The organism is Streptomyces sp. NRRL B-24085 (genome assembly GCF_001282115.1).
Lineage (GTDB): Bacteria > Actinomycetota > Actinomycetes > Streptomycetales > Streptomycetaceae > Streptomyces.
Genome location: NZ_LJBR01000033.1, coordinates 37,522 through 49,479, shown reverse-complemented (window position 1 = coordinate 49,479; position 11,958 = coordinate 37,522). Strand labels below are relative to the sequence as shown.

The window sequence follows — 11,958 nt, the reverse complement described above, 5'->3', positions numbered from 1 at the left end:
GGCCGGGGCCGTGGCCGGGGGAGGGACACGGGCCGTGGTCCGGGCAGGACGCGGCGCGGACGCCGAGCGACTCGTGCCGTGCCATGCCGGTCCGGCTGCTGGGCGCGACCCAAGGCGCGCAACCGTCCGTCTCCCCTCACCGTGATCCACAGCCCAGCCCTGCCCGTGGTAGGACGCCCGGCGGGGCCGGGATGCCGCGGCGAGTCGTGTGGCGCCGGCCCGAAGGCCCGCAGACTCGGGCCGGCCGACGGTGGCAGAGGCCGCGGAGACCGGACCAGGCGCACGTCGGCGCCCGCGGGACGGGTGCTCACCAGGTGGCGGCCCGGCGGTTCTCCGCGAGGGCGCTGCCGGACCGGCAGTTGACCATGCCACCCCTGGGTACCCGCCGCCCATGAGCACCCCCTTCCCGCCGCATGCACTGCACGACTACGCGCTGCTGGCCGACGGTGAGCGCGGAGCGCTCATCGGGCCCGACGGTGCCATCGGGTGGCTGTGCGCGCCCACCTGGCACGACGAGGCGATCTTCGCGGGTCTCGTCGGCGGCCGGGGCGCGTACGCCGTCACTCCCGCCGGACGGTACGTGTTCGGCGGCTACTACGAAGAAGGCACGCTCATCTGGCGCAGCCGCTGGGTCACCGACGGCGGGATCGTCGAGTGCCGCGAGGCGCTGGCCTTCCCCGGGGACCCGGACCGGCTCGTCCTGCTGCGGCAGGTGCGCGCGGTGGACGGCCCCGCCCGGGTCTCCGTCGTCCTCGACCCGCATGCCGGGTACGGTGCGGCACCGATCGAACCGGGCTCGGTGCGCCGCGGCGACGACGGGGTGTGGGAGCTGCGCACCGGCCGGTACCGACTGCGCTGGCAGGGGGCACCGCATGCCGTGCCGGGGGAGCGGGGGCTCACCGCGGAGATCGAGCTGAAGCCGGGCGAGCGGCACGACCTGGTTCTGGAATGCGCCGTGTCCCCGCTGCCGGCCGAGCCACCCGAGCCGGAGCGGGCCTGGGCCGCCACCGAGGCCGCCTGGCACGGGACCGTCCCCGCGCTGGACCAGACCGTCGCCCCCCGGGACGCACGCCGGGCCTACGCCGTCCTGCGGGGCCTCACCACCCAGGGCGGCGGCATGGTCGCGGCGGCCACCACCAGCCTGCCCGAGCGCGCCGAAGAGGGCCGGAACTACGACTACCGGTACGTGTGGATCCGCGACCAGAGCTACGCCGGCCAGGCAGCCGCCGCGGTCGGCGCCCACGACCTCCTCGACAACGCCGTCGGCTTCGTCACCGCGCGCCTGCACGCCGACGGGTCCCGCCTGGTGCCGGCCTACACCGTGCACGGCGACCCCGTGCCGACCCAGCGCGACCTCGACCTGCCCGGCTATCCCGGCGGCTTCGACCGTGTCGGCAACCAGGTCCGCCGGCAGTTCCAGCTCGACTGCTTCGGCGAGGCCCTGCTGCTGCTCGCGGCCGCCGAACGGCACGGGCGCCTGGAGGAGGGCCACTGGAAGGCCGTGGAGATCGCCGTGCGGGCCGTCGCCGACCGGTGGCGCGAGCCCGACGCCGGGATCTGGGAGCTGAGCGACCGGGAGTGGACCCACAGCAGGCTCATCTGCGTCGGGGGCCTGCGGGCCGTAGCGGCGGCGGCGCCCCGTCACCCGCTCGCCGGCACCTGCACCGCCCTGGCCGACACCCTCCTCCGCGCCGCCGAGCGGACCTGTCTCCACCCCGACGGCCACTGGCAGCGCACCCCCGACGACCCGTCCGTGGACGCCGCCCTGCTGCTGCCCGGCGTCCGCGGGGCCCTGTCCGCCGACGATCCGCGCACCCGGGCCACCCTCGCCGCGTGCCGCCGGGAACTGGCCGACGACCATTTCCTGTACCGGTTCCGCCACGACGACCGCCCCCTGGAGGAGGCGGAGGGCGCCTTCGTGCTGTGCGGGTTCGTCATGGCTCTCGCCGAGCACCAGCAGGGGCGGACCGTCGAGGCGTACCGCTGGTTCGAACGCAACCGGGGCGCCTGCGGGGCCTCGGGGCTGTACGCGGAGGAGTTCGACATCGCCCAGCGTCAGCTCCGCGGCAACCTCCCGCAGGCGTTCGTCCACGCACTGCTGCTGGAGGCGGCCGCCCGGCTCGGTGAGTGACCGGGCGCCCGCCTCCAGCGGTTCCAGAGCTGTGGGCGAAGGTTGCCGTAAGGCCTTCGCGTGAGGGTCCGCGACACGGCCGCGGGCCTCAGCCGCCTCCCGGGCCGCCGCTGCCGAACGAACCGCTGCTGCCCTCGTCCCAGCGGGGGCGTTCACGGCCCGGGCCGGTCCGGGTCGGGCTGTTGCCGTGGTTGGGCAGTTCGTGCGGGGTCAGCCGGGTGTCGCCGCGGGGCACCTCGTCGGGCTCCCGGTGCTCCCTCACCTCGCGGACCGGCCCGCCCTCGGGCAGCCTCGGCTGTTCCTCGGGCGTGGGCGGACGCGACTCCCGGCGCCGGACGCGGGAGCCCAGGAAGAAGGCGCCGATCAGCACCGCCACGACCACCACACCGGCCGCGATCACTCCGGCGGCGAGGCCGCCCCGGCCCGCGGCCAGGTCCATCCATTCGCTGTTCAGGGCTTCGTTCATGTCACGCGGGTACCCCGGGACCTGCGAGCGAACCGACCTGCCCCCGCAGTCCCGGAAACCCCCGGGAAGTCCGGGTTTGGCGGCCGGGCCCCCGGCTACCCGCCCCTCGTGACCACTTCGACTTCGCAACAGGAGCTCATCCGGTTCCTGGAGGACCGGTTCGCGTGTGCCCAGGCGTGCACCGAGTGCGCGCGTGCCTGCGCGCTGCGCGCGAGCCTGGTCGATCCGGACGGGACCGAGGAACAGGAACTGCTGCGGCGCAAGGGCATCATGTGCGCCGAGGTGTGCGACGCGACCTGCCGGGTGCTGTCCGAGGAGAACCACCTCGACGAGGCCGGCATCCGCGTCCAACTGGAATGGTGCCGGTCGGTCTGCCTGGAGTGCGCGCAGGTCCTGGACCAGCACGCCGGTGCCCAGGACGCCGCCAAGGCGTGCCGGGAGTGCGCCCAGGCGTGCACGGACTTCATGGCCACCCTGGTCTGACGGAGCCCGCCCGCGCGGCACGGACCTCCTCCTGGCCGTTCCCAATTACTGGAACACGTTCTACCGTGTGCGCCGTCAGGACCGGCCTGGGAGCCTGGAGGCGCCGTGCATCTCGACCACACGCCCGAACAGCAGCGGTTGCGCGCCGAACTGCGCGCCTACTTCGCCGGCCTGGTCCCCGACAACGCGCACGCCCGGTTCACCGACCGGGACGCCCAGAAGCGCTTCTACCGCGACACCATCCGCCGCCTCGGCACCGACGGCTGGCTCGGCGTGGGCTGGCCGAAGGAGTACGGCGGCCGCGGCCTGACCGCGATGGAACAGTTCATCTTCTTCGACGAGGCCGCCCAGGCCGGCGTACCGCTGCCGCTCATGGCCCTCAACACCGTCGGGCCGACGATCATGCGGTACGGCACCGAGGAGCAGAAGTCCTGGTTCCTGCCGCGGATCCTCTCCGGTGAGATCGACTTCGCGATCGGCTACAGCGAGCCCGGCGCGGGCACCGACCTGGCCGCCCTGAAGACCCGCGCGGTACGGGACGGGGACGAGTACGTCGTCAACGGGCACAAGATCTGGACCACCAACGGCGACACCGCCGACTGGGTCTGGCTCGCCGTGCGCACCGACCCCGACGCCCCGCCCCACAAGGGCATCACCATGCTCCTGATGCCGACCACCGACCCCGGCTACTCCTGCACCGTCATCAACACCCTCGCCTCGCACGACACCACGGCCAGCTACTACGAGAACGTCCGCGTCCCCGTCTCGCACCGGGTCGGCGAGGAGAACCAGGGCTGGCGGCTGATCACCAACCAGCTCAACCACGAGCGCGTCACCCTCGCCGCCCACGGCACCATGGCCATCCGCGCCCTGCACGACGTCCAGCGCTGGGCCACGGAGACCAAGCTCGCCGACGGCCGCCGCGTGATCGACCTGCCGTGGGTGCGGCGCCGCCTGGCTCAGACCCACACCAGGCTCGAAGCCCTCAAGCTCCTCAACTGGCGGATGGTGAACGCCGTCCAGGACGGCACCCTCACCCCGCAGGACGCCTCCGCGGTCAAGGTCTACGGCTCCGAGGCCCGCCGGGACGCCTACGCCTGGCTCATGGAGATCGTCGCCGCGGCCGGCGCGCTGAAGGAGGGCTCGGCCGGCGACGTCCTGCACGGCGAACTGGAACGCGGCTACCGCTCCGCCGTCATCTTCACCTTCGGCGGCGGCAACAACGAGATCCAGCGGGAGATCATCTCGTGGATCGGCCTGGGTATGCCGCGGGTACGGCGTTAGCCTTCCGGCATGACGGGTGATCCGGGGTTGTTCGGTCCATCGTCGGTGACCTGGCAGATGCACGGCGACCCGATGATGTGGGTCGCCGGCATCCGCGCGCTCTACCTCCAGGCACTGCACCCGCGCGCGGTGCGAGGCGTGATGCAGAACTCCGACTTCCGCAGGGACGCCTGGGGCCGGCTGATGCGCACCGCCGACTTCGTCGGCACCACGACCTACGGCACCACCGAGGCCGCCGAGAAGGCCGGCGCCCGGGTCCGGAAGATCCACACCATGCTCGGCGCGACCGACCCCGACACCGGCGAACGCTACGGCGTCGACGAACCCGCACTCCTGCTGTGGGTGCACTGCGCCGAGATCGACTCCTACCTCCACGTCGCCCGCCGCTCCGGCTTCCGCCTCACCGACGAGCAGGCCGACCGCTACATTGCCGAACACCGGGTCAGCGCCCGCCTGGTGGGCCTGGACCCCGAGGCCGTACCCGCGAACCAGGCGGAGATGAGCGCCTACTTCGAGAAGGTGCTTCCCGAACTCGCCGCTACGCCCGAGGCCCGCGCGGTGGACGACTTCCTGCTCCGCCCGCCGACGCACCCCCTCCTCGTCCCGGCGCGTGACGTGCTGTGGCGGCGCGTGGCGCAGTTGGCGTACGCCGCCCTGCCGCCGTACGCCCACGAGCTGTACGGCAGGAAAGCCCCCGAACCCGGCGCCGTCACCCGCCGGTTGCGCGCCACCGGCACCGTCCTGCGCTGCGTCCCCGCACGTCTGCGCTGGCAACTCCCGCCCAAACACATCCTGCGCGCCATGGCACGGCTCGGCCCGGGCACCCGTCCCGCCCCGTACAAACTCGGACGATAGGTCGCCATACTGGACAGGCCAGGGGATGCGGGGCGAGTTCGACGGGGGCGGTCGCGGAAGATGGGGGACAGCAGGCTCATCCAGGGGCGGTACCGACTGCTCGACCTGATCGGGCGCGGGGGCATGGGCGAGGTGTGGCGGGCCCGTGACGAGTCGCTGGGGCGCCATGTCGCCGTGAAGTGCCTCAAACCGCTGGGCGGGCAGCACGACCAGACCTTCACCCGGGTCCTGCGGGAGCGGTTCCGGCGGGAGGCCCGGGTGGCCGCCGCGCTCAGCCATCGCGGGGTGACCGTCGTGCACGACTTCGGCGAGTCCGACGGTGTGCTGTACCTGGTGATGGAGCTGCTGGAGGGGCGCAACCTCAGCCAGCTCCTGGAGGACAACAAACAGCACCCCCTGCCCGTGTCCGACGTCGTCGACATCGCCGACCAGGTGGCCGCCGCCCTCGCCTACACCCACCAGCAGGGCATCGTGCACCGCGACCTGAAGCCCGCGAACATCGTCCGGCTCACCGACGGCACCGTGAAGATCTGCGACTTCGGCATAGCCCGGCTCGGCCACGACGTCGACTTCACCTCCCGGCTGACCGGCACCGGCATCGCCATGGGCACCCCGCACTACATGTCGCCGGAGCAGATAGGGGGTTCCGAGGTCGACCAGCGCAGCGACCTGTACTCCCTGGGATGCGTGCTGTACGAGATCGCCACCGGGGCACCGCCGTTCGACCTGGAGGACGCCTGGGCGATCCTCGTCGGCCACCGCGACACCCCGCCCCGGCCTCCGCGCAGCCACCGCGCCGAACTCCCCGAGTACCTCGACAGGGTCATCCTCGACCTGCTGGCCAAGGAGCCCGGACAACGCCCGCCCGACGCCCGGGAGCTGGGCCGCCGGATCACCCTGGGCCGCACCACACCGGCGTACGTGCCCACCGTGGTGACCCCGCGGCCCGACTTCCGGCCGCAGCCGGAGCGCGACCGCGAGACCCGGCTGCCGTCCTGGACCCGCGGCATGACCACCGGCCACAAGGCCACCGGCGCCGGCCTTGTCACCACGCCCCCGGACGCCGGGGCCGCCCTCACCGGCGAGTGGGTCGCCCGCCTCGCCACCGGCCGCGTCGAGGAACCCGTGCCCGACGGGCCGCCCGTGCCCTCCGCGCAGGCCCTCCTGGCCCTCGCCGGCCGGCACAACGCGGGGCTCAGCCTCGGACGCCTGGGCCGCTGGGCCGAGGCCGGCGAGGTGCACCGCGCGGTCGCCGCCGAACGCGCGCACCTGCTCGGCCCCGACCACCCCGACACCCTCGCCAGCCACTACGAGGTCGCGTTCACCCTCAGCCGCACCGGCCGCGCCGCCGACGCCCTGCGCGAGTACAAGCACGTGGCCGCGACCCGGACCCGCACCCTGGGCGCCGACCACCCCGACACCCTCGCCGCCCGCCAGGAGATGGCGTACGTGCTGGGCCAGCTGGGCCGCCACTTCGACGCCCACCAGGTCTACAACTCGGTCCTCGCCGCCCGCGAGCGCGAGATGGGACCGGACCACCCGGACACCCTGCGCTGCCGCCACAACCTCGCCTTCAACCTCTCCCGGCTCGGCCGCCTGGAGGACTCCTACCGCATGGCCTGCGAGGTGGCCGCCGCCCGCGCCCGGGTGCTGGGCCCCCACCACCCCGACACCCTCGTCACCCGCTACGAAGTCGCCTACGCGCTCGGCCAGTTGGGCCGCTGGGCGGAGGCCCTTCAGACCTACCACGAGGTCGCCGAGGCCCGCGCCCGGGCTCTTGGCCCCGATCACCCCGACACCCTCGCCGCCCGCTACGAGGTCGGCATCAGCCTCGGCCGCCTGGGCCGCAGCGCGGAAGCGCTCCGCCTCTACCACGATCTGATCGAGGACCGCACGCGCGTCCACGGGCCCGCCCACCCCGAGACCCTGCGCGCCCGCCACGGCCTCGGTGTCAACCTCGGCCGTCTGGGCCGCTGGGAGGAAGCCCTCGCCGAGTCCCGGGACGTGTGCGCGATCCGCGCGCGCGTCCTCGGCCCCGACCACCCGGACACCCTGGTCAGCCGCCGCGAGGTGGCCGTGGGGCTCGGCTGGCTCGGCCGCTGGACGGACGCCCTCACCGAGTACCGCACCGTCGCCGCCGCCCGCGAACGCGTCCTCGGCGCCGACCACCCGGACACCCTGGCCAGTCGCAACGACGAGGCCCACTGCCTGGAGCAGCTCGGCCGGGGCGCGGAGGCGGTCGCGCTCTACCGCAGGGTCGCGGCACTGCGGCAGCAGCGGGCCTCCGGAGCGCAGTGACCTTCGTGCGGGGCCGTGGGTCGACTGCCGCGTACCTCTGGCCGACCTAGATCATCACGTGTTACGAAGAACCATGCCTGCACACGAGGGACACCACCGCCGCTACGACGCCGTCATCGTCGGCGGGGGCCACAACGGACTCGTCGCCGCCGCCTACCTGGCCCGGGCCGGACGGTCCGTGCTGGTTCTGGAGCGGCTCGGGAACACCGGGGGAGCCGCGGTGTCCACGCGGCCGTTCGCCGGGGTGGACGCCCGGCTGTCGCGCTACTCGTACCTGGTCAGCCTGCTGCCCAGGAAGATCGTCCGCGATCTCGGCCTGGACTTCAGAGTCCGGACCCGCAACGTCTCGTCGTACACCCCCGTCGAACGCGACGGCAGGGCGACCGGACTGCTCGTCGGCGGCGGCGAGCGCCGCACCCGGGAGGCCTTCGCCCGGCTCACCGGCAGCGAGGACGAGTACCGGGCCTGGCAGCGGTTCTACGACATGACGGGCCGCGTCGCACGGACGGTCTTCCCTACCCTGACCGAACCCCTGCCCACCCGCGACGAACTGCGCCGGCGGGTGGACGACGAGGAGGCCTGGCGGGTCCTGTTCGAGGAGCCGATCGGGGTCGCCGTGGAGGACCGCTTCGCCGACGACCTGGTCCGGGGCGTGGTCCTGACCGACGCGCTCATCGGTACCTTCGCCGACGCCCACGACCCCTCGCTCAAGCAGAACCGCTGCTTCCTCTACCACGTGATCGGCGGCGGGACCGGCGCCTGGGACGTACCCGTCGGCGGCATGGGCGCCCTCACCGACGCCCTGGCCGGCGCGGCACGGCAGGCCGGCGCGGTTCTCGCCACCGGACACGAGGTCGTCGGGATCTCCACGGACGGCAGCTCGGCGCAGATCACGTACCGGACCGACGGGACGGAGGGCACCGTCGAGGCTCGGCACGTCCTGGTCAACGCCTCCCCGCAGGCCCTCGCCGAACTCACCGGCGACCGGCCGCCCGCCCCCGCCGAGGGCGCCCAGCTCAAGGTGAACATGCTGCTCAAGCGCCTGCCGCGGCTCCGGGACGGGGAGGTCGACCCGCGCGAGGCGTTCTCCGGCACCTTCCACATCGCCGAGGGCTACCAGGAGCTGGCCATGGCCCACGCCCAGGCCGCCGCCGGCCGGCTCCCCGCCGCGCCGCCCTCGGAGATCTACTGCCACTCCCTCACCGACCCGACGATCCTCGGCCCGGACCTCGTCGAGCAGGGCTACCAGACCCTCACCCTGTTCGGCCTGCACACCCCGGCCCGGCTCTTCGACCGGGACAACGACGCCGTGCGCGAGGAACTCCTCAAGTCGACCCTGGCCCAGCTCGACGCCCACCTCGCCGAGCCGCTGGCCGACTGCCTGGCCACGGACGCGGACGGCCGGCCCTGCATCGAGGCGAAGACCCCGCTCGACCTGGAGCGGGACCTGCGGCTGCCCGGCGGCAACATCTTCCACCGCGAACTGTCCTGGCCGTACGCCGAGGAGGGCACCGGCCGCTGGGGCGTGGAGACCCGGCACGCCAACGTGCTCCTGTGCGGGGCGGGCGCGGTGCGCGGCGGCGGGGTGAGCGGGGTGCCGGGGCACAACGCGGCGATGGCCGTACTGGAGGAGCTCGGCGGCTGACCGCCCCGCCCGCGCGCTCTCAGGCCCGGCCGCCGCCGTCGGCCCGGCGTGTCCGCCCGGACCTGAATCTGACGGAGCATCAGAAAACCTCTTCCGTCGTCCGGGGGTCTGCGGCATCCTGCGGCCATGCAGACGGAGCTGAGCAAGACACTGGGAGTCGAGCACGCCGTCTTCGGCTTCACGCCGTTCCCCGCCGTCGCCGCGGCCATCAGCCGGGCCGGCGGCTTCGGAGTGCTCGGCGCGGTCCGCTACACGGCCCCCGACGAACTCAAACGCGACCTCGACTGGATCGAGGCCCACGTCGACGGCAAGCCGTACGGCCTGGACGTCGTCATGCCCGCCAGGAAGGTCGAAGGGGTGACCGAGGCGGACGTCGAGGCGATGATCCCCGAGGGGCACCGGCAGTTCGTCAGGGACACCCTCGCCAAGTACGGGGTGCCCGAGCTCGCCGAGGGCGAGGCGTCCGGGTGGCGCATCACGGGCTGGATGGAGCAGGTCGCCCGCAACCAGCTCGACGTCGCCTTCGACTACCCGATCCGGCTGCTCGCCAACGCCCTCGGCTCCCCGCCCGCCGACGTGGTCGCCCGCGCGCACGAACACGACGTCCTGGTCGCCGCCCTCGCGGGCAGCGCCCGGCACGCGGTCAAGCACCAGCAGGCCGGCATCGACATCGTGGTCGCGCAGGGCTACGAGGCCGGCGGCCACACCGGGGACATCGCCTCCATGGTCCTCACGCCCGAGGTCGTCGACGCCGTGGACCCGCTGCCCGTGCTGGCGGCCGGCGGCATCGGCAGCGGCCGGCAGGTGGCGGCCGCACTGGCACTCGGCGCCCAGGGTGTGTGGATGGGCTCCATATGGCTGACCACCACAGAGGCCGAACTGCCCTCGCCCAAGCTGATCGCGAAGCTGCTCGCGGCCGGCTCCGGCGACACCGTCCGCTCCCGCGCGCTGACCGGGAAACCCGCGCGCCAGCTCCGTACCGAATGGACCGACGCCTGGGACTCCGCCGACGGGCCCGGCACCCTGCCCATGCCCCTCCAGGGCCTGCTGGTCGCCGACGCGGTCTCGCGCATCCAGAAGTACGAGGTGGAGCCCCTCCTGGGCACACCCGTCGGCCAGATCGTCGGCCGGATGACCAGCGAACGCAGCGTCCAGGCCGTCTTCGACGACCTCACCCGCGGCTTCGAGGAAGCCGTCGATCGCATCAACCGCATCGCCGGAAGGAGCGGCCAGTGACCAGCACACCTCCCGCGGGCTTCTGGACCCAGGCCGCGCAGGACCCCGCCCGCACGGCCCTCGTCGCCCCCGACGGATCGGTGTGGACCGCGGGCCGTCTCCACGCCGCCGCCAACCAGCTCGTGCACGGCCTGCGCGCCGCCGGCCTGGAACGCGGGGACGCCTTCGCCGTCGTCCTGCCCAACAGCCCGGAGTTCTTCGCCGTCCATCTCGCCGCGAGCCAGGCCGGGTTCTACCTGGTCCCGGTCAACCACCACTTCGTCGCCCCCGAGATCGCCTGGATCGTCGCCGACTCCGGCGCGAAAGTGCTCGTGGCCCACGAGAGGTTCGGGGAGACCGCACGCCGGGCCGCCGACGAGGCCGGCCTCCCGGCGAGCCACCGGTACGCCGTCGGCGAGGTCGAGGGCTTCCGGCCGTACGCCGAACTCCTCGAAGGGCAACCGGAGTCGCCGCCAGCGGACCGTGAGCTCGGCTGGGTCATGAACTACACCTCCGGTACGACGGGCCGTCCACGCGGCATCCGCCGGCCCCTGCCCGGCAAGCTGCCGGAGGAGGCGTACCTGGGCGGTTTCCTCGGCATCTTCGGCATCCGGCCCTTCGACGACAACGTCCACCTCGTCTGCTCACCGCTGTACCACACGGCCGTCCTCCAGTTCGCCGCCGCGTCCCTGCACATCGGGCACCCGCTGGTCCTGATGGACAAGTGGACACCGGAGGAGATGCTGCGGCTGATCGACGAACACCGCTGCACCCACACCCATATGGTCCCGACCCAGTTCCACCGGCTGCTGGCCCTGCCCGAGGAGGTGAAGGCGCGCTACGACGTCTCGTCCATGCGGCACGCCATCCACGGCGCCGCCCCCTGTCCCGACCATGTGAAGCGGGCGATGCTCGACTGGTGGGGGCCCTGCGTGGAGGAGTACTACGCCGCCAGCGAGGGCGGCGGAGCCTTCGCCACCGCCGAGGACTGGCTGAAGAAACCCGGCACGGTCGGCAAGGCCTGGCCGATCAGCGAGCTGGCGGTCTTCGACGACGGCGGCAACCGGCTGCCGCCCGGTGAACTCGGCACCGTGTACCTGAAGATGAACACCGGCGGCTTCACGTACCACAAGGACGAGGCCAAGACGCGGAAGAACCGCATCGGCGACTTCTTCACCGTCGGCGACCTCGGCTACCTCGACGAGGACGGCTACCTCTTCCTCCGCGACCGCAAGATCGACATGATCATCTCGGGCGGGGTCAACATCTACCCCGCCGAGATCGAGTCCGTGCTGCTCCAGCATCCCGCGGTCGCCGACGCCGCCGCCTTCGGCATCCCGCACGACGACTGGGGCGAGGAGGTCAAGGCCGTGGTGGAACCGGCCCCGGGCCACACCCCGGGACCGGACCTGGCCGCCGACGTCCTCGCCCACTGCGCCGAACGGCTCGCGGGCTACAAGCGCCCGAAGAGCGTCGACTTCATCACCGAGATGCCCCGCGATCCCAACGGCAAGCTGTACAAGCGACGCCTGCGGGACCCGTACTGGCAGGGGCGCTCGCGCCCGGTCTGAGTCCCCCCGG

General features: G+C 73.2%; 9 protein-coding genes. 8 read left to right on the top strand and 1 reads right to left on the bottom strand.

Features of this window, described 5'->3' with window-relative positions; translation table 11 throughout:
* Positions 1-391 precede the first annotated feature (391 nt).
* Complete coding sequence (locus AOJ26_RS04695; protein WP_053846875.1) at positions 392-2,131, top strand: glycoside hydrolase family 15 protein; 1,740 nt, start codon at positions 392-394, stop codon at positions 2,129-2,131.
* Positions 2,132-2,219: 88 nt separating this feature from the next.
* Here the strand turns inward: AOJ26_RS04695 and AOJ26_RS04690 are convergent, their stop codons facing one another.
* Positions 2,220-2,597, bottom strand: coding sequence for a DUF6479 family protein (locus tag AOJ26_RS04690; RefSeq protein ID WP_234358439.1), 378 nt, complete (start codon positions 2,595-2,597; stop codon positions 2,220-2,222).
* 108 nt (positions 2,598-2,705) lie between these two features.
* On the opposite strand from AOJ26_RS04690, the gene AOJ26_RS04685 reads away from it, so the two are divergent.
* The 7 genes from AOJ26_RS04685 to AOJ26_RS04655 all read left to right on the top strand — a co-directional run bounded on the left by AOJ26_RS04685 (position 2,706) and on the right by AOJ26_RS04655 (position 11,948).
* Positions 2,706-3,080: a ferredoxin gene (locus AOJ26_RS04685; protein ID WP_053846874.1), complete on the top strand. Its 375-nt coding sequence runs from the start codon at positions 2,706-2,708 to the stop codon at positions 3,078-3,080.
* A 105-nt stretch (positions 3,081-3,185) separates the two neighbouring features.
* Entirely contained in the window at positions 3,186-4,364 is a 1,179-nt protein-coding gene (locus AOJ26_RS04680) for an acyl-CoA dehydrogenase family protein (RefSeq protein ID WP_053846873.1), read from the top strand.
* Positions 4,365-4,373: 9 nt separating this feature from the next.
* The gene (locus AOJ26_RS04675) at positions 4,374-5,219 is read left to right on the top strand and encodes an oxygenase MpaB family protein (protein WP_086724026.1); all 846 of its coding nucleotides are present in this window, start codon (positions 4,374-4,376) and stop codon (positions 5,217-5,219) included.
* A gap of 60 nt (positions 5,220-5,279) precedes the next feature.
* Positions 5,280-7,517, top strand: a complete 2,238-nt coding sequence (locus tag AOJ26_RS04670) for a serine/threonine-protein kinase (protein WP_053846871.1) — start codon at positions 5,280-5,282, stop codon at positions 7,515-7,517.
* A 73-nt stretch (positions 7,518-7,590) separates the two neighbouring features.
* Positions 7,591-9,162, top strand: coding sequence for a phytoene desaturase family protein (locus tag AOJ26_RS04665; protein WP_053846870.1), 1,572 nt, complete (start codon positions 7,591-7,593; stop codon positions 9,160-9,162).
* Between the two features lie 126 nt (positions 9,163-9,288).
* The gene (locus AOJ26_RS04660; protein ID WP_053846869.1) at positions 9,289-10,398 is read left to right on the top strand and encodes an NAD(P)H-dependent flavin oxidoreductase; all 1,110 of its coding nucleotides are present in this window, start codon (positions 9,289-9,291) and stop codon (positions 10,396-10,398) included.
* Positions 10,395-11,948 carry an acyl-CoA synthetase gene (locus tag AOJ26_RS04655; protein WP_053846868.1) on the top strand — a complete coding sequence of 518 codons (1,554 nt, stop codon included), beginning with the start codon at positions 10,395-10,397 and terminating at the stop codon, positions 11,946-11,948. Before AOJ26_RS04660 ends, AOJ26_RS04655 begins: the two co-directional genes overlap by 4 nt.
* The last annotated feature ends 10 nt before the right edge of the window (positions 11,949-11,958 follow it).